The 25595-nt window shown below is 62.9% G+C and carries 28 protein-coding genes; 16 read left to right on the top strand and 12 right to left on the bottom strand.

Annotation, left to right across the window (positions count from 1 at the left end; all coding sequences use genetic code 11):
- The first annotated feature begins 195 nt into the window (after nt 1-195).
- Entirely contained in the window at nt 196-1779 is a 1584-nt protein-coding gene (locus AC1Z3V_RS31900; RefSeq protein ID WP_429816531.1) for an FGGY-family carbohydrate kinase, read from the top strand.
- Between the two features lie 378 nt (nt 1780-2157).
- Here the strand turns inward: AC1Z3V_RS31900 and AC1Z3V_RS31895 are convergent, their stop codons facing one another.
- Entirely contained in the window at nt 2158-2952 is a 795-nt protein-coding gene (locus tag AC1Z3V_RS31895; RefSeq protein ID WP_429816528.1) for a response regulator, read from the bottom strand.
- A 136-nt stretch (nt 2953-3088) separates the two neighbouring features.
- Here AC1Z3V_RS31895 and AC1Z3V_RS31890 point away from each other — a divergent pair, with 136 nt between their 5' ends.
- From AC1Z3V_RS31890 to AC1Z3V_RS31880, 3 genes are all read left to right on the top strand, one after another.
- Nucleotides 3089-3283: a NepR family anti-sigma factor gene (locus AC1Z3V_RS31890; RefSeq protein WP_429816525.1), complete on the top strand. Its 195-nt coding sequence runs from the start codon at nt 3089-3091 to the stop codon at nt 3281-3283.
- Between the two features lie 8 nt (nt 3284-3291).
- Nucleotides 3292-3846, top strand: a complete 555-nt coding sequence (locus AC1Z3V_RS31885) for an RNA polymerase sigma factor (RefSeq protein WP_113535624.1) — start codon at nt 3292-3294, stop codon at nt 3844-3846.
- 209 nt (nt 3847-4055) lie between these two features.
- Complete coding sequence (locus tag AC1Z3V_RS31880) at nt 4056-5558, top strand: sensor histidine kinase (RefSeq protein ID WP_483504013.1); 1503 nt, start codon at nt 4056-4058, stop codon at nt 5556-5558.
- Nucleotides 5559-5576: 18 nt separating this feature from the next.
- Here AC1Z3V_RS31880 and AC1Z3V_RS31875 read toward each other — a convergent pair whose 3' ends face one another.
- From AC1Z3V_RS31875 to hemP, 7 genes are all read right to left on the bottom strand, one after another.
- A complete protein-coding gene (locus AC1Z3V_RS31875; RefSeq protein WP_483504012.1) occupies nt 5577-6008 on the bottom strand; it encodes a hypothetical protein in 432 nt (143 codons plus the stop codon).
- Nucleotides 6009-6138: 130 nt separating this feature from the next.
- Entirely contained in the window at nt 6139-6507 is a 369-nt protein-coding gene (locus AC1Z3V_RS31870; RefSeq protein WP_429816518.1) for an ElaB/YgaM/YqjD family protein, read from the bottom strand.
- Between the two features lie 204 nt (nt 6508-6711).
- On the bottom strand, nt 6712-7503 hold the full coding sequence (locus AC1Z3V_RS31865) for a heme ABC transporter ATP-binding protein (protein ID WP_483504011.1): 792 nt from the start codon (nt 7501-7503) through the stop codon (nt 6712-6714).
- Between the two features lie 5 nt (nt 7504-7508).
- Nucleotides 7509-8627, bottom strand: coding sequence for a FecCD family ABC transporter permease (locus AC1Z3V_RS31860; RefSeq protein WP_483504010.1), 1119 nt, complete (start codon nt 8625-8627; stop codon nt 7509-7511).
- On the bottom strand, nt 8614-9564 hold the full coding sequence (locus AC1Z3V_RS31855; protein WP_483504009.1) for a heme/hemin ABC transporter substrate-binding protein: 951 nt from the start codon (nt 9562-9564) through the stop codon (nt 8614-8616). The genes AC1Z3V_RS31860 and AC1Z3V_RS31855 overlap by 14 nt, the downstream gene beginning before the upstream one ends.
- Nucleotides 9565-9586: 22 nt before the next feature.
- The gene (locus tag AC1Z3V_RS31850; RefSeq protein WP_483504008.1) at nt 9587-10648 is read right to left on the bottom strand and encodes a hemin-degrading factor; all 1062 of its coding nucleotides are present in this window, start codon (nt 10646-10648) and stop codon (nt 9587-9589) included.
- Between the two features lie 10 nt (nt 10649-10658).
- Nucleotides 10659-10928, bottom strand: coding sequence for a hemin uptake protein HemP (hemP, locus tag AC1Z3V_RS31845; RefSeq protein WP_429816504.1), 270 nt, complete (start codon nt 10926-10928; stop codon nt 10659-10661).
- Between the two features lie 118 nt (nt 10929-11046).
- Here hemP and AC1Z3V_RS31840 point away from each other — a divergent pair, with 118 nt between their 5' ends.
- The 5 genes from AC1Z3V_RS31840 to hmuQ all read left to right on the top strand — a co-directional run bounded on the left by AC1Z3V_RS31840 (nt 11047) and on the right by hmuQ (nt 13927).
- Nucleotides 11047-11484 carry a hypothetical protein gene (locus AC1Z3V_RS31840; protein WP_483504007.1) on the top strand — a complete coding sequence of 146 codons (438 nt, stop codon included), beginning with the start codon at nt 11047-11049 and terminating at the stop codon, nt 11482-11484.
- Nucleotides 11485-11556: 72 nt separating this feature from the next.
- The gene (locus AC1Z3V_RS31835; RefSeq protein ID WP_483504006.1) at nt 11557-12471 is read left to right on the top strand and encodes an energy transducer TonB family protein; all 915 of its coding nucleotides are present in this window, start codon (nt 11557-11559) and stop codon (nt 12469-12471) included.
- A gap of 213 nt (nt 12472-12684) precedes the next feature.
- Nucleotides 12685-13098 (top strand): DUF2325 domain-containing protein, encoded by a 414-nt coding sequence (locus tag AC1Z3V_RS31830; RefSeq protein ID WP_483504005.1) that lies wholly within the window; start codon nt 12685-12687, stop codon nt 13096-13098.
- A gap of 26 nt (nt 13099-13124) precedes the next feature.
- Nucleotides 13125-13394 carry a hypothetical protein gene (locus AC1Z3V_RS31825; RefSeq protein WP_483504004.1) on the top strand — a complete coding sequence of 90 codons (270 nt, stop codon included), beginning with the start codon at nt 13125-13127 and terminating at the stop codon, nt 13392-13394.
- A 218-nt stretch (nt 13395-13612) separates the two neighbouring features.
- Nucleotides 13613-13927, top strand: coding sequence for a heme-degrading protein HmuQ (gene hmuQ, locus AC1Z3V_RS31820; RefSeq protein WP_483504003.1), 315 nt, complete (start codon nt 13613-13615; stop codon nt 13925-13927).
- Between the two features lie 91 nt (nt 13928-14018).
- On the opposite strand, the gene AC1Z3V_RS31815 is transcribed toward hmuQ, so the two are convergent.
- The 3 genes from AC1Z3V_RS31815 to AC1Z3V_RS31805 form a co-directional block, all read right to left on the bottom strand.
- Nucleotides 14019-14384 carry a DUF423 domain-containing protein gene (locus AC1Z3V_RS31815; protein ID WP_483504002.1) on the bottom strand — a complete coding sequence of 122 codons (366 nt, stop codon included), beginning with the start codon at nt 14382-14384 and terminating at the stop codon, nt 14019-14021.
- Nucleotides 14385-14390: 6 nt separating this feature from the next.
- The gene (locus AC1Z3V_RS31810) at nt 14391-14783 is read right to left on the bottom strand and encodes a group II truncated hemoglobin (RefSeq protein ID WP_483504001.1); all 393 of its coding nucleotides are present in this window, start codon (nt 14781-14783) and stop codon (nt 14391-14393) included.
- Nucleotides 14784-14951: 168 nt separating this feature from the next.
- Nucleotides 14952-15974, bottom strand: coding sequence for a substrate-binding domain-containing protein (locus AC1Z3V_RS31805; protein WP_483504000.1), 1023 nt, complete (start codon nt 15972-15974; stop codon nt 14952-14954).
- Nucleotides 15975-16337: 363 nt separating this feature from the next.
- Here AC1Z3V_RS31805 and AC1Z3V_RS31800 point away from each other — a divergent pair, with 363 nt between their 5' ends.
- The 6 genes from AC1Z3V_RS31800 to AC1Z3V_RS31775 all read left to right on the top strand — a co-directional run bounded on the left by AC1Z3V_RS31800 (nt 16338) and on the right by AC1Z3V_RS31775 (nt 22706).
- The gene (locus AC1Z3V_RS31800; protein ID WP_483503999.1) at nt 16338-17600 is read left to right on the top strand and encodes an ABC transporter substrate-binding protein; all 1263 of its coding nucleotides are present in this window, start codon (nt 16338-16340) and stop codon (nt 17598-17600) included.
- Nucleotides 17601-17789: 189 nt separating this feature from the next.
- Nucleotides 17790-18776, top strand: coding sequence for a carbohydrate ABC transporter permease (locus AC1Z3V_RS31795; RefSeq protein WP_483503998.1), 987 nt, complete (start codon nt 17790-17792; stop codon nt 18774-18776).
- Nucleotides 18776-19606, top strand: a complete 831-nt coding sequence (locus tag AC1Z3V_RS31790) for a carbohydrate ABC transporter permease (RefSeq protein ID WP_247958626.1) — start codon at nt 18776-18778, stop codon at nt 19604-19606. The genes AC1Z3V_RS31795 and AC1Z3V_RS31790 overlap by 1 nt, the downstream gene beginning before the upstream one ends.
- Nucleotides 19607-19729: 123 nt before the next feature.
- The gene (locus AC1Z3V_RS31785) at nt 19730-20758 is read left to right on the top strand and encodes an ABC transporter ATP-binding protein (protein ID WP_483503997.1); all 1029 of its coding nucleotides are present in this window, start codon (nt 19730-19732) and stop codon (nt 20756-20758) included.
- 107 nt (nt 20759-20865) lie between these two features.
- Nucleotides 20866-21657, top strand: coding sequence for a ThuA domain-containing protein (locus AC1Z3V_RS31780; RefSeq protein ID WP_429816471.1), 792 nt, complete (start codon nt 20866-20868; stop codon nt 21655-21657).
- Nucleotides 21658-21662: 5 nt separating this feature from the next.
- On the top strand, nt 21663-22706 hold the full coding sequence (locus tag AC1Z3V_RS31775) for a Gfo/Idh/MocA family protein (RefSeq protein ID WP_483503996.1): 1044 nt from the start codon (nt 21663-21665) through the stop codon (nt 22704-22706).
- A 230-nt stretch (nt 22707-22936) separates the two neighbouring features.
- On the opposite strand, the gene AC1Z3V_RS31770 is transcribed toward AC1Z3V_RS31775, so the two are convergent.
- Complete coding sequence (locus AC1Z3V_RS31770) at nt 22937-24190, bottom strand: alpha/beta hydrolase (protein WP_483504191.1); 1254 nt, start codon at nt 24188-24190, stop codon at nt 22937-22939.
- Nucleotides 24191-24497: 307 nt separating this feature from the next.
- Here AC1Z3V_RS31770 and AC1Z3V_RS31765 point away from each other — a divergent pair, with 307 nt between their 5' ends.
- Nucleotides 24498-25553, top strand: coding sequence for a dipeptidase (locus AC1Z3V_RS31765; protein ID WP_483503995.1), 1056 nt, complete (start codon nt 24498-24500; stop codon nt 25551-25553).
- Nucleotides 25554-25595: the final 42 nt, after the last annotated feature.

Below are 25595 nucleotides of genomic sequence, written 5' to 3'. Positions count from 1 at the left end.
TAGCATTTTGAAGTGCCGCATGTTTTTGTCCATAATCGGAGACGACCAAAGGAAACATGCAGGAGAGCGGGGTGAGGAGAATGTGTGCGGATTTCCGCCCGCATCCCGCTCGAACGAATGACAATCGATCACGGTTTTGATTTTGGGTCGATCCAACCGAAAATCACCGTGATCCAGGGGGCGGGGCATTCATTGATGCGTGAATTCGTCGTTGCGGTCGATGTCGGCACCGGCAGTGCGCGCGCCGGTATCTTTGACCGAAGGGGTACGCTGCTGGCGCGTGCCGACCTGCCGATCGCCATGAACCGGCCGGAAGAAAACCACGCCGAGCATGACTCCGAGGATATCTGGCGCGCCGTCTGCGGCGCGGTCAAGGCGGCCAAGGATAAGGCTGGCATCGCTGCGCAAGACATTGCGGCGATCGGTTTCGACGCCACTTGCTCATTGGTGGTGCGCGACCGGGACGGCAAGCCGCTTTCCGTCAACCGCAAGGGCGAGGCGCGCTGGGACACGATCGTGTGGCTCGACCATCGGGCGCTGGCAGAGGCTGACTTCTGCACGGCCACCGGTCACCCGGTGCTCGATTTTTCCGGCCGTGTCATGTCGCCGGAAATGGAAATGCCGAAGCTGATGTGGCTGAAGCGCAACCTGCCGGGACAGTGGAACAAGGCCGGCTTCTTCTTCGATCTCGCGGATTATCTCTCCTGGCGGGCGACGGGAAGCGCCGCACGCTCGCGCTGCACTTTGACGGCAAAATGGAACTATCTGGCGCATGAGAAGCGTGGCTGGCAGCCCGACTATCTCTCAAGGATCGGGCTCGAGGATCTTATCGAGCGCGGCGGTCTGCCCGAGGAAAGCCTGCCGATCGGAAGCTCGGTCGGCCATTTGAGTGCAGCGGCGGCGGCCGAGCTCGGACTGGACGAAGGCTGCCAGGTGGCGCCGGGTCTGATCGACGCCTATGCCGGTGCGCTCGGCGTCGTTGGCGGGTTCATCGGTGCGCCGGAGAAGCTCGAAAGGCAACTGGCGCTGATTGCCGGCACGTCGAGCTGCATCGTCGCCTTCTCCAAGGACATGAAGCCCGGCTTCGGCATGTGGGGCCCCTATTACGAAGCGGTTCTTCCCGGCGCCTGGCTGATCGAAGGCGGGCAGTCGGCGACCGGTGCGCTGCTCGACCATATCGTGCGGCTGCACGGCGGCGGTCTCGAGCCGACCGCCGAGACGCATGGCCGGATCATCGCCCGGGTGCAGGAACTGCGGGCGGAGCAGGGGACCGCTTTTGCCGATCGCCTGCATGTGCTTCCCGACTTCCATGGCAACCGCTCGCCGCTTGCCGATCCGCACGGGCTCGGCGTTATCAGTGGCTTGCCGCTCGATTCCTCCTTCGATGCGCTCTGCCGGCTTTATTGGCGCACCTGTGTCGCGATCGCGCTCGGCATTCGCCACATCCTCGAGATGATGCGCGAGGTCGGCTATCAGCTCGACACGCTGCACGTTACCGGCGGCCACGTGCGCAACGCACTTCTGATGGAGCTCTATTGCGATGTGACCGGCTGCCGCGTGGTGGCGCCACAGGCGCCGGACGCGGTGCTGCTCGGTACGGCGATGGCGGCGGCGGTTGCCGGCGGCATTCACCAGGACCTCGCAGCCGCGGGCATGGCAATGGCGTCGGACGGACATGAGCGCCTGCCGGATGCAAGCGTTCGTGCCACCTATGATCGCGATTACCGTCGGTTCCTGGCGCTCTACCGTCACCGTGACGAACTCGACAAGATGCTATGAATTGGTAGGCGAAAACAGCCATTGCAAGCGCATGGAACCTTTTGCCGCGTCGCGCATTTTGCTTGCGACCGGACGGTGGCGCGCATAGCCCCCAATGCCGCGCCGGAGGCAGACCGCCGGCCTACAACTCACACTCCCCGAGTGAGTTGCACATACCAGCCAGTGCCTTCCCTCGGCACTGGCTGTCGTGTGTTTGGGGGTAATCGAAAAACGGCTGTCCACCCAAGTACGCTGCGCCGATGCTGCCAGCAGAGTCGGGTGCGTGCGGGCGCCGCTGCCAGGGTCGATTGCGGGAAAATTTGAGATGTTGTCTCGAAGGGTACCGTCCAGCAAAGGTGGTCATTTCGCCGTTTCGGAAACGGCGAAATGACCCGTTGCTCAGGCCGCCGCCTTGGTCGATTCGTTGAAGAACAGCGCTTGGCTGATCAGTGCCTTGACCATGTCCGGGTTGAACGGCTTGGTGACGAGGAAGGTCGGTTCCGGCCGTTCGCCGGTCAGGAGCCGTTCCGGGAAGGCGGTGATGAAGATCACCGGAATGGCGCTTGTCTTCAGGATGTCGTTGACGGCGTCGATACCCGAGCTGCCGTCGGCGAGCTGGATGTCGGCAAGCACCATGCTTGGCCGGGTCTGCTTGTAGAGGGCAATCGCTTCGTCGCGGGTCCGGGCGATGCCGGTGACGCGATGGCCGAGGCTCTCGACCATCTGCTCGATGTCGATGGCGATCAGCGGTTCGTCCTCGATGATCATGATATCGGTTGCGACCTGACGCGAGATTTCCTGCGAGGCGCGGTCGAGCAGGCCGCCGACCTTTTCGGTGGAGACGTCGAGGACTTCGGCGGCTTCCTCGGGACGGAAACCTTCGACCGAGACCAGCAGGAAGGCCTGGCGGGCTAGGGGCGAGACCGTCGCGAGATTGATCGACGCGCGCTGTTCCCAGGCGAAAGGCGAGATCGGCTCCGGCACAAGGACGGATGAGGAGCCGAAAAGTGAGGTGAAGAGTCTGAACAGGCCGACGCGGTCATTGCTTGCTTCCGGGAAAATCGACGTGTCGGCGATCAGCGCTTCGAGAACGGCAGCAACATAGGCGTCGCCGGATGTCTGCGAGCCGGTCAGCGCGCGTGAGTAACGGCGCAGATACGGCAGAAGCGGTGCGATCCGCGTGGACAATGTCATAGGGGGAACTCCCTCGAATATCTTTCTACGGTGACGTTGCGAGAACGCCGGACGTAAAAAAAGGTTCCCCAAGGGAACATTTCAATTTTCTGCCGCGTTATCGCGGCTATGGACACTCGAAGGCGACAGTTTGACAATGAAATATAAAACAGGGGCAGGGCGGACTACCGGCACGACCTTATGGACAGAAGACCCAAACGCGCAAATCGCAGCAAAGCTGAAAGCGCTTTATCAGTCCGTGCAGGAAGAGGCGATACCCGCGCGTTTTCTCGATCTTCTGGAAAAACTCGACGCGGCCGAGCAGAGGTCGGCACTGCAGGGCAGGGAGTAAGTGCCAGAATGTCGTCCGAAAAGAATGATTTCAAGCGAGAGATGCTTGCCGCCTTGCCGAGCCTGCGCGCCTTCGCGATGTCGTTGATCGGTCGCCACGACCGTGCCGACGACCTCGTCCAGGACACGATCATGAAGGCCTGGGCGAAGCAGGACCATTTCGAGATGGGCACCAATATGAAAGCCTGGCTCTTCACGATCCTGCGCAACGAGCTCTACAGCCAGATGCGCAAGCGCGGGCGCGAGGTGCAGGACACCGATGGGCACTTCACCGAGTCGCTGGCCCATCACCCCGAGCAATACGGGTCGCTCGACCTGCAAGATTTCCGGCGCGCGCTCGATATGCTGCCGCCGGACCAGCGCGAAGCGATCATCCTAGTCGGCGCTTCCGGCTTCTCCTACGAAGAGGCGGCGACGATCTGCGGCTGCGCTCTCGGCACGATCAAGAGCCGGGTGAACCGCGCGCGCCAGCGGCTGCAGGACATCCTGCAGGTGAAGGGTGAAAACGACTACGGGCCGGACGAAACCTCGGCTCCGATCACGTCGCGCGCCTTCGTCTCCTGAGGGAAGAATTTCCGGCCGGATACCGTTGCAAAAGTGGCGGTGTCCTGCTTTCACTGACGGCTGGGGCCCGAGGGGATAGGCGGTGACGGCCGACATCGACTGACGAAAGCGCAGTCGTGACGACATTGGGTCGAGACGCTCCAAACCGAGCGGGATGCGGTTGATCCCGGCGGCTTCCTCATCTCGTTCAGATTGAGAATTGAGACCGTATGCACGTGAGGACAGAGAAAACGGATCCGCCTGTGACGAGGCTGCTCGACGCGCCCGAGCGTCTTGGCGTCCTGCACGCGACCGTGCCTGACATGGCCGTCCCGGACCGGGATTTCGACGGGATCGCCGAAATCGCTGCCGGGCTTTTTGACGCTCAGGTCGCACTGGTGACCCTGATCGACCGCCAATGGCAGTGGTTCAAGGCAGCCGTCGGTACCGATGAGACCCGTGCCCCGGCCGAAGACGCATTTTGCACGCATGTAGCCGCTGCGGCCGATGCAAGCCTCGTCGTCCTCGACGCCTCGGCCGATCCGCGGTTCGCGCGCCATCGGCAGGTCAAGGGGCCGCCATTTCTGCGCTTCTATGCCGGCGCGCCGATCATGCTGGAAGGGCAGGCGGTGGGCACGGTTTGCGTGTTCGACGACAAGCCGCGCGCTGACGTATCGCAATCGCTCATCCACCAATTGTGCCGACTTGCCGCGCTCGCAGCCTCGCTTTTCAAGGTCAAGGACGAGGCCCGTCGACGCGCGCTGAAGGAGGCGGCCTTGTCGCGCGAGGAGCAGCGGCACGCGATGGCGCTCGAGGCGGCCAACATCGGTAGCTGGCTTTGGGATATCCGCTCGGGTGCGATCGCCGGCAACAGCGCCTTGAAACGCATGTTCGGACTTTCGGCCGATAGTTCGGTCGGCGCCCGGGACATCTTCGGCGCGATCCACGTCGACGATCGCGGCGCGACTTTCGCCAAGCTTCGCCAGGCGATGAAGGCCGACGACGAATATGACGGCATGTTCCGTATCGGCGACACGGGGCGCTGGCTGCTCGGCCGCGGCCGCGTGCATGACCGGGACGGCAAGGGCAATCCGCTGACATTCATCGGCGTGACGATCGATGTCACCGACCAGCAGGCTTCGGCGCAGCGCACCCGGCTCCTGCTGAAGGAGCTCAATCACCGGGTCAAGAACACGCTCGCCATGCTGCAATCGCTTGCGCGCCAGACGCTTCGCCAGACGAGCGACCCGGCCGAGTTCATGACCGCGTTTGCCGGTCGCTTGCAGGCGATCTCCGAGGCGCATGGTCTGCTGTCCGATCACGAGTGGGGCACGATCCGGCTTGCCGACCTGATCGCCAAGCAACTGCTGCCGCATGTGAGCGCCTATGCGGACCAGATCGAACTGCATAAGGACGAAGTGTCGCTCGGTCCCGACCAGGCCGTCGGCCTGGGGCTTGTGCTGCACGAGCTTGCAACCAACGCCGTGAAATACGGATCGCTTTCGGTGCCGAAAGGCAAGGTTGTGTTGACGGCGCGAAACGTCGTCGAAGACGGCGACACCGTCCTTCATCTTACGTGGAGCGAAGTTGGCGGGCCGCCGGTGCGCGAGCCGAAGCGGCGCGGCTTCGGCTCCATCCTCATCGAGCGCAGCCTCGACAAGGTGCTGGGCAGTTCGGTGAAGGTCGAGTATCTCCCAGCCGGTGTCACGGCGCTTATCCGGTTGCCGCTCTGACGGGACCGCACCCGCCCATCAATCGTCGTGTTTGCGTCCGCGTCGCTTGCCGGTCCCCAAGAGAGCGCCGACCGCGAGAGCCATGGCAACGGCAAGAAGCGGCTGTTTGCGCAGGATGCCGGCTGCTGCGAGCAGCGTCAGATTGGTTTGCATCTGCGTGCGGCGGCGGCGTTCTTCCTGAAGCCGGCGGTCTCGGCTCTGCAGGGCGATGAGGATGGCAATAAGCACCAGGGCTGTGACGACCAGCGCCCCGGCGATTGCCGCTGCAGCCGCGACGGGCGAGTAGCGAACACTAAGAAACAGAAAGGCGGCTGCGAGGGTGAAGACATAGGCGGTGAGGAGCAACAGCCCTATGATGCTCCATAGGGCTGCATTGCGCTTCACGCGAGAGGCAGTGGCGCTGATGTCGGCGGCCAAGAGGCTGGCGAGGGCGGCCGTCAATGGTCCCATGCGTTACTCCCGTCGTGCTCGACGCTTATAGGTTTGGAGGCGAAATACCGGCGGAAAAGCTCCATGCCTTTCCTCATCTCGGCCGGAACCGCGAGCCATTGCGCGCCGGTCCAGCTTGACGGATCGCAAGTCAGCGACGAAGCAGCGCCGCCACGGCGAGCCCGATCAGGGCGGCCGCGCCGAGCGTGGCGACGGGATGCTCGCGAACCGCGTGGCGGACCTGCTTTTCCGTGCCGGCATAGCGGTCGCGAAGCTCGGCCAGCAGGTCTTCGCCGCTTGCCAGCAATTCGCTGATGCCGGCTTCCGCCTGTTCACGGGCATCCTGCACTTTGCCGCGCGCCTGCTTCGAGGCGGCAGATCCGCGATCGGCTAGCAAGGCGACGAGCGTTGCCACATCGCTCCGCAGCTCGCCCAGTTGTTCCTCAATGGAGAGATCGGCGAGCTTGCCATTGCTTTTTGTCGATCGCGATCCCGAACCGGAGAAGAGGCCTGGCGCCATGACGGATACTCCCTTTCACGCATGCGCCGGCCGCAAGCGGTCGGCGCTGTCTGACGGAACCGGCGGGCACAACTAGAGGCCCTTTCCGGCGCTTCGGGAGAACAACGCACAAGTGCAGAAATTGTTTCGTGAAAACTTGACCTTGGCCAGTCAAGCGAATTGCGGCGACAAGGGCTGTTTCGCCCGCGACGCCCCAAGGGTCGGTCAGAGCGATGCTGTCTGCGGCAGGACGAAGGGCACGTGCGGTGCCGGTGCGACACCCACCTGCATGCGGCAGCCGAAAACGGCTTCCATCGTCTCGTCGGTCAGAACCTCGCGGGGGGCACCACTGGCGCGGACCTTGCCGGTCTTCATCATCACCATATGGTCCGCGAACATAGCCGTGAGATTGAGGTCATGCATCACGGCGACGACCCCACCGCCGCGTTCGCAGAACTTGCGGGCGAGCTGCATGATCCCGAGCTGATGACGGATATCGAGGCTCGACACGGGTTCGTCGAGAAGCAGGTAGCGCGGCTCGCCGTCGATTACCGGATCGGTGATCTGGCAGAGGACGCGGGCAAGCTGCACGCGCTGCTGCTCGCCGCCCGACAGTTCCTGGTAGAAACGTCCGGCAAAGCCCGCGAGATCCACTGCTTCCAGCGCCTCGGCCGTGACCCGGTCGTGCGCGGCGGGGTCCGCATTGGCACCGGCGGCAAGGCCCAACCTCACGACCTCGCGCACGGTGAAGGGGAAGGAGATGACCGTCGACTGGGGCAGAACACCGCGCATCAGCGCGAGTTCCCACGGCTTCAGCCCGCTGAGGTCGCGACCATTGATGCGGATCGCTCCGCTCGACGGCGAAAGCTCGCCGGAGATCGCCTTCAGCGTCGTGGTCTTGCCGGAGCCGTTCGGTCCAACGATGGCGGTCAATGCGCCCGGCAAAGCCTTGAGGGATACGCCGTGGATGACAGGTCGCCCGCCGAGTCGGACGGAGAGATTGGAGACGTTGATCATGGCCTTCAGAGTCCCATGTTCGAACGGCCGCGCAGCAGGATCCAGAGGAAGAACGGCGCGCCGATAAAGGCGGTGACGATGCCGATCGGCAGTTCCGCCGGAGATACGATGGTACGGGCGATCATGTCGGCAAGGATCAACAGCGTGCCACCGAGCAGCGCCGAGGCGGGCAGCAGGTAGCGATGGTCGGGGCCGATGACGAGGCGCAGCAGGTGCGGAACGACGATGCCGACGAAGCCGATGCCGCCGCTGACGGCAACGGATGCGCCGGTCGCCGCGGCGACGCTGACGATCGCGATGTTCTTCAGCCGCTGGACGGGAATGCCCATGTGGAAGGCCGTCGCTTCGCCGAGGGTGATGGCGTTCAATCCGCGCGCCAGGAAGGGGGTCACCGCGAGCGACGCGAGGATGATCGGCGCTGCGGCCAGGATCTTCGTCCAGTTGGCGCCTGCGAGCGAGCCGAGCCCCCAGAAGGTGAGGTCACGCAGTTGTTTGTCGTCGGCCCTGAAGACGAGAACGCCGGTGACCGCGCCGGTCAGCGCGCCGAGCGCGATACCGGCAAGCAGCAGGGTGGCAACCGATGTCTGGCCGCTGCGGGTGGCGATACGGTAGAGCAGCAGGGTCGTGGCGAGGCCGCCGACGAAGGCTGCGACCGGCAACGCATAGAAACCGAACAGCGCGAAAAGCGGCCCGAAGGCGGCGGTTCCGAGCACGATCAGCAGCACGGCGCCGAGGCTCGCGCCCGAGGAGACGCCGACGAGGCCGGGATCTGCCAGGGGGTTGCGGAAAAGACCCTGCATGACGACGCCGGAAACGGCGAGCGAAGCGCCGACGAGCATCCCGAGCACGGCGCGCGGCAGGCGGATATCGAGGATAATGATGCGGTCGCGGATGCTTAAGCCCTGATCGGCCTCACCGATCAACCAGTGCCAGACATTGGCGAGCGACGCATCGGCAGCACCAGTCATGATCGAGCCGACGAAGGTCGCGACGGCAAACGCGATCAAGGCGGCGATGACGAGACGCGCCAGCCGCGAGCGGTTGCCCGCGCGCCATTCGTTGCGGATATCGGCGGCGAAAGCGGTCGGGCGCATGCCGCGGTCCACCGCCTCACTGCGCGGCATTGGCCTTCTTCCCGTAAATGGCGGCATTCAGTCCACGCACGGCGCTTGCCGTGCGTGGACCGAAACCGAGCAGGTGCAGGCCGTCCATGCGGATCAGCGCCTTGTTCTTGGCGGCAGGCGTAAGGCTGAGCGCCGGCAGGGCGAAGAGTTCGTCCGCCTTGGCGGAATGTTCGCCGCCACGGTCCATCATCAGGACGACATCGGGTTTGGCCTCGATGATGGCCTCGTCGGTCAGCGCCTTGTAGCCGGGGAAAGTTCCGACCGCGTTTACGGCGCCCGCGAGCTCGATGATGCCGTTGGCCGCGGTGCCCTGTCCCGAGGCCATGACCTTTCCGCCCTGCGTGCTCAGGATGAAGAGCACGCGCTTGCGTTCGGCTTCCGGACGGGCGGCACTCTCGGCGACTGCCGCATCGAGATCGGCTTCCACGCTCTTTGCCAGGGTTTCGGCCTTTTCCTCGACGCCGAGGAAAGTGCCGACGGTGCGGATCTTCGCGGGGATGCCGGCCTTGTCGAAGGTCTCAGGCACGCTGGTGAAGGCGATGTTCGCCTCCTTCAGCACCGCCAGCGCTTCTGGCGGGCCGCTGCCTTCGATGGCGATGATGGCAATCGGGTTGGCGGCGATGATGCCTTCCGGTGCGAGCTGGCGCATGTAGCCGACATCCGGCAGCGCCTTTGCCGCTTCGGGATAGGTGCTCGTGGAATCGCGGCCGACGAGGCGGCCTTCCTCGCCGAGCGCATAGATGATCTCGGTGATCGCTCCGCCGACCGAAACGACGCGCGAGACGTCGGCCTTTTGTATCTCCTCGGCCATCGCCGGCCGGATGAAAGAGGACGCACCGGGTGCCACCGCCGGCAGCAGGAAGGGCGCCGAAAGGGCAAAGGCGGCAAGCGCCAGTTCCCGGGGGCGAAGGCGACGGAAGTCGAGACCGTTGATCATCGAAGTGTTCCTTATCCTGTCCTCAGGCGGCGACAGTCGTTTCGAGACGCGGCAGGCCCTCGGCGATCGCGCGCCATTCCGGACGTTCCGCGAGGCCCTCTTTCCGCTTGCCGAAGAACTGGATGATCATCTCGCCCTTGGCGTCGAGCGCCTCGATCGAAGTGACGTGGCCGTCGGCCGTCGGCTTGCGCACGGCCCAGAGTTCGGCGATGTGGTCGGTGCGCAGGTGCAGGTGGAAGGTCGGGTCCATGACGTTGAGCCAGGGGCCCATCGGCGCGATCCTGGCGATCGGGCCGGAATGGATCTGGATCATGCCGCGGTTGCCGACGAAGCACATGATCGGCAGTTCGATCTCGGCGCTGGAACGCATCATGGTTTCGATGCTGGACGGGTCGAGCTGCCAGGCGAAATCTTCGCCGATGTTGCTGAGCGCCTGGCGGCGGCCGATCTTCAGTTTGCGCAGCATGCCGTGGAACTGATGGGTGTCCGTCATTTTCGTCCAGCGGTCGCGCAGCTCGGCAACATCGACGACGGTCTCTGGCCTGTCGTCGGCGGCGGGCACGCTGGCGTCGGCGGCGAATTCCTGCGTCTGGTCGTCAAGGCGGAAATCCGCGACGATCTTGTCATAGGCCGCCACATTCGATTCCGGGCGCAGGTGCACCTTGTGCACGGCATTGCCCCACTTGTCGAAAAACTGCAGGCTCTTGCGGGTTTCACCCTGGTCGTCGGTCTTCGTCACGGCGAAGGCGTGCGCCCAGGCGCTCGGGAAAACCCGGAGGTCGATCTCACCGCCGAGCACGATGCTTGCCATCTCACCTGTGGTGATCTTTTCATAGACGCCGATCTTTTCGTGGACCGCGCTTTCGTTGCGGGTCAGGGCCATGACTTCGCCGAGTTCCTCGACGCGCGACAGGAAACGGTTGGCATCGGCATCGATACGCACGGTGGTCAGCCCGCATTCGGCAGCGACGAGAGCGGCTTCGGAAACACCGAGCTGGGCTGCGATATCACGCTCGCGCATCTTCGGGTTCTCGGCGCGGTAGGCGCGGATTTCGGAAGGAGTGGGACGGAGGCTCTCGGTCATTTTCATCTGCCTATTTGTTCAGGATCAGTTTGCCTTGGCGGGTGATCTTCATGCGGTAGATCGCGCCGTCGTGGGAAATGAGGATCTCGTTTTCGCTGCCGAAAAGTTCGCGACTTTCAATTATCCGTTGCGCGCGCCCGGCCTGGATCGGCGGCTCGGATGGGCGTGCAAGGTCATTGTCGTTGGTCACTGGGTTGGCCGTTTCGAGAGGGCAGGCCGCGCTGTTTTTCCAGCATTTCCTGCCGTGCAATTCGTTTACTATCTTGACTTCATTACTCATATTTATTTATGGACGCAATACCGGACTTAAAAACTCAAGTTAGTTATTGCCGGCTTGTGGACAAGGGCGTGCGGGCCTCGTTCGGTGGCTCGCTGCAACCCTCTGGAGTGATGTCGTTATGCAGTTTTCCAGCCTTCCGATTGCTTCCGTTGCTCTTGCGACCCTTATCGCGGGGACCAGTGTCAACGCCCAGGAGGCTGTGCCCGCCGGTGGGCTGACGATCGAGTTGAACGATGTCGCGCCGTCGCAGAAGGGCTGCAAGCTCACTTTCGTTGCTGGCAACGCCTTGGCGCAGTCGCTGAGCAAGGTGTCTTTCGAGTTCGTGATCTTCGACCAGAAGGGTCTCGTCGAGCGCATGGCCGTCCTCGACTTCCGCGATCTGCCCGCCGGCAAGACCAAGGTTCGTCAGTTTGATCTCCCCGGCACCAATTGCGATGCGGTGAAGAGCCTGCTGATCAACGATGCGCCGGCCTGTGTCGGCGACGGCGTGCAGCCGGGCACCTGCATGAGCGGGATCAAGACCGGCTCGAAATCGGCGGTGGAACTCAAGGGCTGAGGGAACAGGGGCTGATTGAGACCATAGGGAGCGTGGGTTTGCGCCACCCGGTGCGGCGAAGGTAAGGCAGTAATGAAGCGTATCGTCATCTGGGCTGGGGCCGCCATCATCTCGCTTGCAACGCACGGCGTTGTTCTTGCTACCCTGTTCGCATCTTCGCCGCCGGAGGACGAATCGACGCTCATGATCGGCGGTACGGCGACAGAAGTTGCCGTTCTCGGCGACGCGTTCAATGAAACGCTGCAGGCGGGTGATCCCTCCGAGATCGTCGAGCCGATTGATGATGTCCCTGACGAGGTGAAGCCGGAGGAGCTTGCGCCGGTCGAGGAGCAGACTTCGACCACACCGGAAATCGCCGCGGAAGAGCCGCACGATCTGACGGCGACCGAGCCCGACGTCATTCTGCCGGCCGAAGAGATGCCGCCCCTTGAGGTTGCCGAAGCTGTGGTCACCGCAAGCGTCGCGCCGGTCGAATCCGTCGTGCCGGAAGTAAAGCCCGAGATCGTGGAGCCGAAGAAGGAGCAGGTGGAAAAACCTGAACCGAAGAAGGAACCGGTCAAGAAAAAGAAGGTCACCCGCAAGAAGGCTGGCGACAAGGGTGAGCAGAAACAGACCCAGGTCAAAGGCCAGGCGGACGGCGATGTCAATGGTGCTTCCACGGCCGCCACCGGTCAGGGACGGGCAGCGTCGGTGATCGGCAACGCTGGAGAGGAAAACTACAAGGGCAAGGTCCGCTCAAAGGTCCAGCGCGCTTTCCTCAGGAAGACCCGCGGGATCCGTAGTGGCGAAGGCGATACGGCGACGGTTACGTTCGTCATCGCCGCGAATGGAGGCCTGGCAGGGGTCAATCTCGTTCGCAGCTCCGGATCAGACCGTCTCGACAAGGCGGCCCTGGATTCGGTTCGCAGCGCAGCACCTTTCGCGGCCATCCCGGCCGGTTCCGGCAAGAGCAGTTGGACCTTTACCGTCCCGATGTCCGTAAACTGACGGGCGGACGCACCGCTTTCCGGCCTGCGAGCGAAGAGCTGATTTTTTCTCGAAAAATATGATTATAAAACTCATGTTTATACTTTACTCGGATTATCAAGTTTAATAGGTTGCGTTCGTCACGCAGCCGAAGGGCGTGTGTCGAGAGGATGTCCCGATGCGACCGGCTGCCCCTTGAAGGCCCTTGTCGCGCGATCAGGCGGAGAGGATTGCATGCGCGGCAAGCGTCACCAGAATGCGGCGAAGAATGGCAAGGGTCGTTCGGGTTCGGAAGCGACCGAGGCACGCCAGGAGGTCGGCAAGGCAACGCTTGAAGGACGCAGTTTCCTCTATGTCGGCGGCCGCGATTGTCAGGTGGCGCATCTGCGTGAAATCGCCAGCTCCTTTGGCGCCGAGCTGCTGCACCACGATGGCGGCCTGCGCGAGGCCGTCTCGCGGATCGACCGGGTGCTGCCGTCCGTCGACTGCGTCTTCTGCCCGATCGACTGCATCAGCCATGACGCATGTCTTCGCGTGAAGACCGGCTGCAAGAAGTGGGGCAAGGCCTTCGTACCGCTGCGCAACGGCTCGAAATCGAGCCTGGAGCGCGCGCTTCAGGACCTGACCACCAGCCGCGACGAGCGCTAATCCCCCAAGCAAGACGAGAGTTTGCAATGAACGAAGAACGTCCTGACCTCGCCATGATGCTCGGTCTGCACAAGCTGGCGGTACAGAATGGCGATGGCCTGGTGCCGGAGCTCTACGAGATCCTGACCCGCCGCGCGCGCATGCTGGAAGACACCACCAACGTCGCGGAGTTCCCAAGCTGGCAGGCGCGACCGCTGGTTCGCGATCCTCTCGGCCTTGCGGAGCCGAAAGAAGGAACTATCCTCGCCTTTCCGCGCGCGGCCAGCGATGCCGGTCGCAAGAAAGAAAGTGCCTGAGAGCAAGTCCAGGAAAAGTGCGAAGCGGTTTTCCGCCCGGGATTGCGTAGGCTAAGGAAGCAAGTCCAGGAAAAGTGCGAAGCGGTTTTCCGTCCGGAATTGCGTAGGCTAGGGAAGCAAGTCCAGGAAAAGTGCGAAGCGGTTTTCCGTCCGGGATTGCGCCGTTTCAAAGAGCCGGATTGTTTCGCAGTTTGGCGAAAGAACCTACGGAGACCAAGATGTACGTTGCCATGAACCGTTTTCGTATCGCCATCGGCCAGGAAGAGGCTTTCGAGGCCGTGTGGAAGGGCCGCGATTCGAGTCTTTCTGAAATGCCGGGCTTCGTTTCCTTCCATCTGCTTCGTGGCGACAGCGTGCCGGAGGAGGGCTATACGCTCTTCGTCTCGAACTCGGTCTGGAAGGACAGGGATTCGTTCTCGGCCTGGACGAAATCGGAAAACTTCCGGGCCGCGCACCGGAGTGCCGGCGACAACAAGGCGATGTATCTCGGTCCGCCGAAGTTCGAAGGTTTCACCGCCGTCGAAGGTGCCTGATCCGCGTAGCGCCGGCGTGGGCATAGTCCCTGATGTTGCCTGTCATTCGCCTCCTGGGATGGCCCCATCCGGGAGGCGAATTGTTTCTGGGCTAGGCCTTTCGCGACAGGAAGGCGCCGAGCGAGACGGCGAGCCAGCCCGCCATGATCGTTGTGCCGCCTAGCGGCGCCGACATCGGGAACAGGCCGTGGCCGGAGGCATGGCGCATGGCGAGATCCGCCGAGAATAGCGCCGTTCCCACGGCGATCAGCAAGGCCGCAGCAGGGGCCGTGCGAAAGCTTGGCCAGGCTGCGTAGAGCGCGACCAGTGCAGGCGCGTGCGCCAGACACATCGCGGAAATGCCGGCGAGAAGTCTCGGATCGTCGCCATGCGAGGCCGCGGCCGCGCTGACAACGCCGGTCAGACCCATCAAGCCGGCAACAAAAAGCGTCGTTGCGCGAAATCCGCTCTGCGACATATCACGTCATTCCTTGTTCTGCATATGAAGGGCGAGGCGGGTGATCGGCTCGAGAATGATCTGCCTGAGCTGCGGATGGGCGATCGTTTCCTCAAGCGCGCGGGTGAAACAGAGCAGCCATTCGTCCCGTTCCTCCGGGCCGATTTCGGCGACGAAATGGCGACGGCGCAGCATCGGGTGTCCGCGCTTCTCGACATAGATTGGCGGTCCGCCAAGCCAGCCGGTCAGGTACTCGTAGAATTTCTCCTCGCTGCCCGAAAGGTCGGGCGGATGCACGGCGCGGCATCGTGCCGCTTCCGGCAGCGTGTCCATCAACTCATAGAAGCGGCGCGTCAGCGCACGAACCGTCGGCTCGCCGCCGATCGCTTCATAGAGGGTGGTGGTTTCCGTTTCCGCCATGCTCGCGTCCTTCGTTCCTTCGGTCCTAGCGCGCGGCATCCGGTCCGACAACGGTTTTCCTGGCAACGGCTTTGCGGCGTTTCATCGCGGCCGGCCCGTGTCCCTTACGTCCGTCCGCGCCCGGGTCTCATCGAGTCCGTCTTTGATTGAGGCTGTCAAAGACGGTTCTCACGCATCCTCGGGTGGTGGCGCCGTGGATTCCCGCAGGATCAGTTCGACCGGCCAGAGTTCATGAACCTCTTCGGTTGGTCTGCCTGAGAGAAGCTGCAGCACGAGGTCGGCCGAGCGTGCGCCGGCAGCGCGCATCGAAGACCGTGTCGCCGAGAGCGACGGCACCATGTTTTCCGCGGTCAGGTAGGGAAAGACGTCGTCATGGGCGATCACCGAAACCTCGCGGCCGATCTCCAGACCCATGGACCGGGCCGCTCTGTAGATGCCTAGGGCGGTCATCATCGAGCCGGCGACGAAGGCGGTTGGGCGCGGCGCCTGCTCCAGGAAGGAGCGTGCGAAGCGAAAGCCCAGTTCATCGGTGAAGTTGCCGTGGGCGACGAGACGCGGATCAAACGGAATGCCGCGTGCCTGCAGTGCGTCGCGGTAGCCCTTGTCGCGGTGGAGCGAGAAGGTGCGCCCCTTTCGTCCATTGATCATGGCGATGCGGCGATGGCCGAGATCGATGAGATGCGAGGTCGCCCGGCGGATCGCGCCTTCGTTGTCGATGTCGAGCCAGGCATGCGGCACGTCGATGTCGGATCGACCGTGGACGAGGAAGGGCATGCCGAGCTTGTGGAGGAGTGCTATGCGTTCGTCGTTCGGTTCGGGCGAATGCACGATCACCGCATCGACACGGCCGCTGACGGCGAGCCGGCTATAGAGCTGGATTTCGCCCTTGGGATCCTTATCGTCCATCGGGCTGACGAGGATGTCGATGTCCTCCGTGCCGAGCCGCTCGGCCAGTCCGCCCATGAACTCGGAGAAGTGAAATTCACCCGATCGCCCCATGACGACACCGATGGCGCCGGCGCGACCGGTGGCGAGCCTCACGGCATTGATGTTTGGACGATAGCCAAGGCGCGATGCCTCTTCGGCCACGCGTTTGCGTGTCTTTTCGCTGACCTCTGGGTAACCGCTCAGCGCCCGGCTGACGGTGGTTGGCGAAAGGCCCAGTTGCTGTGCGAACTCCCTCAGTTTCATTCGGTATGCGTTTCCTCAGCCTAACCCCGGTCCCAGAAATATACACCTTCCCCGCCGGTAACAATCAGTTTGTCGGGCCCGTCCCCTGCCTTGCATCCGAAGGGAGTTTTACCAAACCGTTTTAAATTTCTGCATCTCCCCTTGGATTTTATGGGTCGCCGCGCCTTGTGCACGAATTTCGGTCTCTTTTTGTAAGTAATTGAAAATAAATAGATATGCTTGGTAATTCACCGCCGCTCGACTTTTTCCGAGGGATGGATTGACAGTTTTTCCGTCTTCTGCCAACTTTTTCTAAGCCAAACCGCTTTCGATTTTGCTGAGGAGCTTTCGGGCGGTGGAGGGGAACAGGAGGAGTTGACCATCATGAGAACCATGCTCAATGCCCTGAGTTTTTGCGCCGCGATCGTTGCAGCCGGGACGGCCAGCGCCGCCGAGCTTTCGCTCGCCGCCAACACGACCGGCAAGAACGTCAATTTCATCCGCGAGCAGCTCGACATCTTCGAGAAGCAGACGGGACACAAGGTGAGCCTGGTCACCATGCCGCCGTCGAGCAGCGAGCAGTTCAGCCAGTACCGGCTGTGGCTTGCCGCCGGAAACAAGGATGTCGACGTCTACCAGACCGATGTCGTCTGGGCGCCGCAGTTGGCCGACCAGTTCATCGATCTGACGGAAGCAACCAAGGACGTCGTCGGTCAGCACTTCCCGTCGATCATTGCCTCGCAGACGGTCAACGGCCGTCTCGTGGCCCTGCCGGCCTTCACCGATGCGCCGGCACTGTATTACCGCAAGGACCTCCTGGAAAAGTACGGCAAGACGCCGCCGAAGACCTGGGACGAGCTGGCGGCGACCGCCAAGGAAATCCAGGAGAAGGAGCGTGCCGCTGGCCAGGGTGATCTTTGGGGCTACGTCTTCCAGGGCAACGCCTATGAAGGGCTGACCTGCAACGCGCTCGAATGGATCAAGTCCTCAGGCGGCGGCCAGATCGTCGAGCCCGACGGCACGATCTCGATCAACAACGAGAAGGCGGCGGCTGCGATCGACCGCGTCAAGGAATGGATCGGCGCGATTTCTCCGCAGGGCGTGCTCGCCTACCAGGAGGAAGAGTCGCGCGGGGTCTGGCAGACGGGCAATGCCGTCTTCATGCGCAACTGGCCCTATGCCTACGCGCTCGGCAATGGTGACGACAGCGCGGTAAAGGGCAAGTTCGCCGTGGCGCCGCTGCCGACGGCGACCGATGGCGACCAGCCGTCCTCGACGCTCGGTGGCTGGAACCTTGCCGTCTCCAAATATTCCGACGACCAGGAAGCGGCGATCGCGCTCGTCAAGTTCCTCGCGTCCCCCGAGGTGCAGAAGCAGCGGGCCATCCAGCTCTCCAACCTTCCGACCGTTGCCGCTCTCTACGACGATGCGGAGGTCGCCAAGGCGCAGCCGTTCATGCCGGCCTGGAAGCCGATCTTCGAAAGCGCCGTACCGCGGCCGTCGGCTGTCACCAAGGTCAAATATAACGAGGTTTCGGCCAAGTTCTGGAATGCCGTCCACAACACGCTGTCTGGCAACGGCACGGCCACGGAAAACCTCGAACTGCTCGAAGTCGAACTCACGGAGATGAAAGGCGATAGCTGGTGATCCTCCCGGGGGCGAGGGGAGTGCCTTCGGGTCTTCCCTCGCTCCACCGAGCCACCGCCGCCGCCGCGCTCTTCGAACCAGGCAATTCCGGACACGATACCGCGTCACGCCGTGATTTGCCGAGGGCCGCATCGTTCCTCTCGGGCCAACCGTCCGGCCGCACGCCGAACGGCAAGGGTGAACATAGACATGACCGATCTTTCACTCGCAGATCCCCCTTCCGCACTCGAACAGCAGGCAGGGATCCGTTCCGATCTCAACGCCAGCCGCGTTCGCTCCGCCTGGATCTTTCTCGCGCCGACCTTGCTGGTGCTCGCGCTCGTCGCCGGCTGGCCGCTGCTGCGCACCGTCTATTTCAGCTTCACCAACGCGTCGCTGACCAACCTCGAAGGTGCCGAGTTCGTCGGCTTCAAGAACTATCTGAGCTGGATCACGCTGAAGAGCGGGCGCACGATCTATAACGGCCTGCTCGCCGATCCCGCCTGGTGGAACGCCGTCTGGAACACGCTGAAGTTCTCGGCGATCTCCGTCACCATCGAGACGGTGCTGGGCCTCGTCGTCGCCCTGGTGCTGAATGCCAATTTTCCGGGGCGCGGGCTGGTGCGCGCGGCGATCCTCATCCCCTGGGCCATTCCGACCATCGTTTCCGCCAAGATGTGGGCCTGGATGCTCAACGACCAGTTCGGCATCTTGAACGACCTCCTGCTCGGCCTCGGGCTGATCAGCCAGAAGATCGCCTGGACCGCCAATCCGGAGACGGCGATGGTTGCGGTGCTGATCGTCGACGTCTGGAAGACGACGCCCTTCATGGCGCTCTTGATCCTTGCCGGCCTACAGATGGTGCCCTCCGATATCTACGAGGCGGCCAAGATCGACGGGGTCCATCCGCTGAAGGTGTTCTGGCGGCTGACGCTGCCTCTGATCCGGCCGGCGCTGATGGTCGCAGTGATCTTCCGCATGCTCGATGCCCTGCGCATCTTCGATCTCATCTATGTGCTGACGCCCAACAACGCCCAGACGAAGACCATGTCGGTGCTGGCCCGCGAGAACCTGTTCGACTTCGACAAGTTCGCCTACGGCGCAACCGCCTCGACGATGCTGTTCCTGATCATTGCAGCGATCACCGTCGCCTATATGTGGTTCGGCCGCGTCAATCTCGAAGGAGGAGAACGCTGATGGTCGCCACCCTTGCCAAGCGCACGGCGTTCTACGCCCTCGTCGCCGCCATCATCGTCATGGCCGTCTTTCCGTTCTATTACGCCGTGCTGACGAGCTTCAAATCCGGAACGGCGCTCTTCCAGGTCGATTACTGGCCGACGGAGATTTCCTTCGAGAACTATGCCGGAGTCGTGTCGAGCAGTGGATTCCTGCGCAACCTCGCCAATTCGCTGCTGGTTGCAACGATCGTGGTCGCCGTGTCGCTGCTGCTGGCCGTCACCGCTGCCTACGCGTTGGCGCGGGTGCGGTTCCGCGGACGAGGGCTCTTGCTTCTGACGATCCTGTCGGTGTCGATGTTTCCGCAGATCGCCGTGCTTGCCGGCCTGTTCGAGCTCATCCGCAGTGTCGGGATCTTCAACACGCCCTTGGCGCTGATCTTCTCCTACATGATCTTTACGCTGCCCTTCACGGTGTGGGTGCTCACCACCTTCATGCGCGATCTGCCGGTGGAGATCGAGGAGGCGGCGATCGTCGACGGCGCCACACCCTGGGTGATCATCACGCGCGTGTTCATGCCGCTGATGTGGCCGGCGCTGGTGACGACGGGGCTGCTCGCCTTCATCGCCGCCTGGAACGAGTTCCTGTTCGCGCTGACCTTCACGTCGTCCGACAGCCAGCGCACCGTCCCGGTCGCGATCGCGCTGCTCTCGGGGAGCAGCCAATACGAAATCCCGTGGGGCAACATCATGGCCGCATCGATCATCGTCACCGTGCCGCTGGTGATCCTCGTGCTGATCTTTCAGCGGCGGATCATTTCCGGGCTCACGGCCGGTGGCGTCAAAGGATAGAGCGGGATGAGGAAAAGAGTGTGCGGTTTTCCGCCCGCATCCCGCTCTAACCCATTGGAATCGATCACGTTTATTGTTGTGGGTCGGCCTGACCCAAAACAATCGTGATCTGAGGAGGAAAACATGGCAGAACTTCAATTGCGCAACATCCGCAAGTCCTTCGGCGCCTTCGAGGTCATCAAGGGCGTCAGCATGGATATCCGGGCCGGCGAGTTCATGGTCTTCGTCGGGCCGTCCGGCTGCGGCAAGTCCACGCTGCTGCGCCTGATCGCCGGGCTTGAAGACATTTCTTCGGGGACACTCTCGTTCGACGGGCAGGTGGTCAACCAGTTGACGCCGTCGAAGCGCGGCATCGCGATGGTGTTCCAGTCCTATGCGCTCTATCCGCACATGACCGTCTTCGAGAACATGTCCTTCGGCATGCAGCTTGCGGGCAAGGACAAGGAGCAATGCAAGAAGCGCGTGGAAGCGGCAGCGGAGATGCTGCAACTGACGCCCTATCTCAAGCGGCTTCCCCGGCAGCTCTCCGGTGGCCAGCGGCAGCGCGTCGCGATCGGCCGGGCGATCGTGCGCGACCCCAAGGTCTTCCTGTTCGACGAACCGCTCTCCAATCTCGATGCAGCACTCCGGGTGGCGACCCGGATCGAGATCGCCAAACTGCATCGCAGCATGCACAAGACGACAATGATCTATGTCACCCACGACCAGGTCGAGGCGATGACACTGGCCGATCGCATTTGCGTGCTACGGGATGGTCGGGTCGAACAGATCGGCACGCCGCTCGAGCTCTACGAGAGCCCGAACTCGGTGTTCGTTGCCGGCTTCATCGGCTCGCCGAAGATGAACTTCCTCACCGGCGCCCTTGCCGCTCCCTACGATGCGCACACGATCGGCATCCGTGCCGAACATCTGGAGATCAGGGCAGGGGACGGCACGTGGTCGGGCTCGGTGGTGCATTCGGAAATGCTGGGATCCGACAGCTATATCTATCTCGACATCGGCGCTGCAGAACCGGTCATCGTCCGGGAAGGCGGCACCTCGCTTCACCGGCCAGGCGAGACGGTGCAGATCTCGCCGGTCGGCGACAACATCCACCGCTTCGATGCGGAGGGGCAGGCCTTGGGTCGCGTGCCGATGAAAGGAGCGGCCTGACAAAGCCTGATGAACAGCGAGGCAGTCTTGAGCTTCGGGGTCGCCCATTGCCGGCGGCCCCACCTATCGTACGACGACAGGCCCGAAACGGGCAAAACGCAAGGAGAATGAACGTGCCTATCAGAACAGTCGTTTGGGGCGAAAACATCCACGAGCAGACCAACGAGGTGGTCCGCAGCATCTATCCGAACGGGATGCACAACACGATCGCAGCGGCGCTGAACACGGAAAGCGCGATCGAAGCGACGACCGCGACGCTGCAGGAACCGGAGCACGGACTTAGCGTCGAGCGTCTGGCCAATACCGACGTGCTCCTGTGGTGGGGCCATAAGGACCACGGCGCCGTCAGCGACGAGGTGGTCGAGCGGGTCGCCAAGCGTGTCTGGGAGGGCATGGGCCTGATCGTGCTGCATTCCGGCCATTTCTCCAAGATCTTCAAGCGCCTGATGGGAACACCCTGCGCGCTGAAGTGGCGCGAGGCCGGCGAACGCGAACGCGTCTGGGCGATCAACCCGCGCCATCCGATCGCCGAGGGGCTCGAAGAGAATTTCGTGCTCGAGAACGAAGAAATGTATGGCGAGCAGTTCTCGGTTCCCGAGCCGCTCGAAACCGTGTTCATCTCATGGTTCGCCGGCGGTGAAGTGTTCCGTTCGGGTCTCACCTGGCGTCGCGGCGCCGGTAACATCTTCTATTTCCGCCCCGGCCATGAGACCTATCCGACCTATCACGACGCCAATGTGCAGAAGGTGCTGCGCAATTCGGTGAAGTGGGCCTACAACCCCGACAATCGCTACACGGCGATCCATGACGCGCCGAACGTGCCGGTCGAAAAGGCGCTGGAGCCGATCGTCGAACGTGGACCGAAGCTGCACCAGGCCGGCGAAGCAGGATATAGGTGAGAACGATGCGTCTTCTTGTTGTTGGAACCGGCGGCATGGCGAACAGCCATGCCCAGGCCTTTGCCAAGATCGACGGCGTCGAAATGGTCGGCGCCGTCGATGTCGATCCGTCGCGCGCCCGTGCCTTCGCCGAGAAGCACGGCATTGCCGAGGCCTTCACGTCGCTCGACGAGGCGATCGCTTGGGGCAAGTTCGATGCGGCGACGAACGTGACGCCGGATAAGGCGCATCACCCGACGACGCTGGCACTGCTGGCGGCCGGCAAGCACGTGCTCTGCGAGAAACCGCTCGCCGAGAACTACGCCAAGGCGGCGGAGATGGCGGAAGCCGCCGAGCGCTCCGGCCTGGTGACGATGGTCAACCTCACCTATCGCAATGTCGCGCCGCTGCAGAAGGCGCGGGCGATGGTGCTCGCCGGCGAGGTCGGCCAGTTGCGTCATCTCGAGGCCTCCTATCTGCAGAGCTGGCTCGTCTCCAAGGCCTGGGGCGACTGGGCGACGGAATCGCAGTGGCTGTGGCGGCTCTCGACCAAACACGGCTCGAACGGCGTGCTCGGCGATGTCGGCATCCATATCCTCGACTTTGCGGGTTACGGGGCCGGCACGGATGCCGCCCGGATCTTCGCGCGCCTCAAGACCTTCGACAAGGCGCCCGGCAACCGCATCGGTGAGTATGATCTCGACGCCAACGACAGCTTCGTCATGACGGCGGAATTCGGCAATGGCGCCATGGGCGTCATCCATGCCAGCCGCTGGGCGACAGGACATCTGAACGAACTGCGGCTGAGGTTACACGGCGACAAGGGCGCGCTCGAAGTGGTGCACACGCCCGATGGTTCCACGCTGCGCGCCTGCCTTGGCACCGATGTCGAGACCGCCACCTGGCGCGACGTCGATGCAGGCACCGTTCCTACCAACTACCAGCGGTTCGTCGCGGCCGTTCGCGAGGGCAAGACCGAAGATCCGGGCTTCCGCCATGCGGCAAACCTGCAGAAGGTGCTCGACCTGGCGATGGAGACGGAAGCCGGACGGCGCGAACTCGCGGTTTGACGCACTGGCCGGGCCGGCGGCGTAGCCATTGCCGCCCGCCGCCTCGTTCAAGGGCTGATTTCAGCTCCCCCGAAAGCCCATTCGGCGATCCGTGTTTCACAGCACGGACCGCCGAATGCGGTACTGGACCCCGCGTCTTCTAGGGCACGCTAGGGCCGTTGTAACACCCTGAACTGCTGCATAATTTGCCCTCGATTGACGCCAAGGGTCTATGCAACAGGGTCCGCGCGTCAGGGTGTTACCGTTGCGCCGACGGTGTTTTCCACCGACTGGCCGAGACGTCGTACTTGCTCGTTGTAGTTCTTGCGGGTGTTGGGGTCGAAAATCATGATCGGCGTCGAGACCGCGAGGCTCGCCGCGTTGCCGACGGTCTGTGTGGCGCCGAGCGTGACGGCGCCCAGGCGTTCGCCAAGTCCGACGTCGGAATCGGTCACGGTCTGGCCCGCGATCAGGCGGTTGCCGAGCAGGCGCACGACCTCCGGGCTTTCGGCGAACTTGCCATGGTTCAGCTTGTCGCCGCCCTTCAGCGCGGTCAGGTCGATGACGCTGATGCCGGCCTTTTCCAGTTGCGTACGGTAAGGCTCGGCGGTCGGGTCGATCTGCCCAAGGCGGTCGACATTGCCGGAAATGCGCCTGGACAAGGTCAGCGCCCGGTCGTCGCGCGACACGAACAGTGTGAACTTCGGCCGCTTGTCGCCCATGGCGCGGATCTGCTGGCCGAAGACATCGACGTCGAGATCGGGCGACGCCAGGATGACGTCGGTGATCTTGGGCGCGATGCGCTTGTCGCGGATCGCCATCTGGCGCAGGGCCTCGACCGTCAGCCACGAGCCCATGGAGTGGGCCATGACGGTGATTTCGCTGACCTGGGGGTTGCTCGAGGCGCGTCGAAGCAGTTCCTCCAGCGCATCACGCGAATAGTTGGTGCTTTCCTTGTCGTAATTGTAGTCGAAGATGCTGGCGCGCGAGGGCCAGGTGAAGATGACCGGAGCGACGTCCGTGCCGGAATCGTGCACGATCTGGGCAAACCGGTAGACGGCATCTTCGTAGCGGTTGTTGAAGCCGTGCACGAAGATCAGCACACGACGGCTCTTCGGCAGATTTCCCTTCAGCCAGCTTTGGACGTCGTTGCCCTGATGCAGCGGCGTGACGCTGACCGTGGAGAAGTCGCGCTCCGGATTGGCCGGGAGCTTCTTCGGCCATTGCACCTGGCCGACTTCGCGGTTCTTTTCCGGCGGGATGGAAACGACGATTTCCGTCAGGGAAAGCTGGTCCGACCGTTCGCCGCTGAAAAGCACGCCCGGTTCCGCCGTGGGGGCGCGTGTTGTCGCGACCATCAGGTCGACCTCGGAGGCGCCACCCGTCGTGCCCGAAGGAACGAGTACACCCACCGGACGGCCGGCACAGGCAGCGAGGGATACGGCGAGGAGGAGCGTGGCGGCGACGCGGCTCCAATGCCCTTCCGAACCTGCGAGTGAAAACAGACGCAGCAACCAAACCCCCAGTACCGCATCATGCGGTGCGACATCCCGGCCATCGGGACCAAGCTATTTCCTTGCATTAGAAACGGCAGATTTTCATCCCTTGATCGGCATTGCGCACCTGTTGCCGCTGTGTTTGACGGCGAGATTGCGGCAATCATGCAACATTTCGCTACAGGCAGGCCTGGGTAAAACCCCCTGATATTCATTGAAAAGGCTTTGGCCTTTCAATAGCATCGCCACGACTTTCTCCCGGACACGGCGGTAAACGGCCTGTTCGATCTCCCTGAAATGATGAAGGAATTCAGGAATGCAGGCGGTTTTCGATGGCCATAACGACGTGCTTCTGCGCCTGTGGCAGAACGCCCGGAAGGGTTCTGACCCGATCCGCGAATTCGTCGACGGTATCGGCGAGGGCCATATCGATGCGCCGCGCGCCAAGGCGGGCGGCCTCATTGGCGGTCTCTCTGCAATCTATGTGCCCTCAGGCGATCTGATCCTGCAGCCGCCGGATGAAAACGGCCACTATGAAACGCCGCTTTCGGCGCCCCTCGAACACTTGCCGTCGCTGGCCATCGCCATGGAGCTCGCAGACATCGCCGTTCGGCTCGACCGGGCAGGAGCATGGAAACTCTGCCGTTCGACCGGCGAGATCCGCCGTGCGGTCGAGGCCGGCGTCTTCGCTTCCGTCCTGCATATGGAAGGCTGCGAGGCGATTGGTGCTGATCTCTCGGCACTTGAGACCTTCCATGCCGCCGGACTGCGTTCGCTCGGGCCGGTCTGGAGCCGCCACAACGTTTTCGGCCATGGCGTGCCGTTCTCCTATCCGAAGTCGCCGGACACGGCGCCGGGCTTGACCGAGGCGGGTTTTGAACTGGTGCGCGCCTGCAATCGCCTTGGCATCCTGATCGATCTCGCGCACATCACCGAGCAGGGGTTCTGGGACGTCGCAAAGACCACGGACCAGCCGCTGGTCGCCAGCCATTCGAACGCGCATGCGCTGACGCCGGTTGCGCGCAACCTCACCGACAGGCAGCTCGACGCCGTCAAGGAAAGCAAGGGCCTCGTCGGGCTCAACTATGCGACGACGATGCTGCGTGCCGATGGCCAGGAGAATGCGGCGACACCGCTTTCCGACATGGTTCGCCATGTCGACTACATGGTCGAGCGCATGGGCATCGAATGCGTGGCGCTCGGATCGGATTTCGATGGTGCGACGATCCCCGAGGGGATCTCCGACGCAGCCGGTAACCAGGCGCTCGTTGCTGCACTGAGAGGTGCCGGATATGGTGACGCCGAACTGGCAAAGATATGCCGGGAGAACTGGTGGAGAGTTCTGGGGCAGGCTTGGCACGAGGCCGCCTGAACCATGAAGAAGGGGCCCAAAAGGGCGCAAACGAGGGAACTG

Source organism: Ensifer sp. 38_S197 (assembly GCF_056924495.1).
Note: the sequence above shows the minus strand (reverse complement) of the source record. Positions and strands in the feature narration are given on the sequence as shown.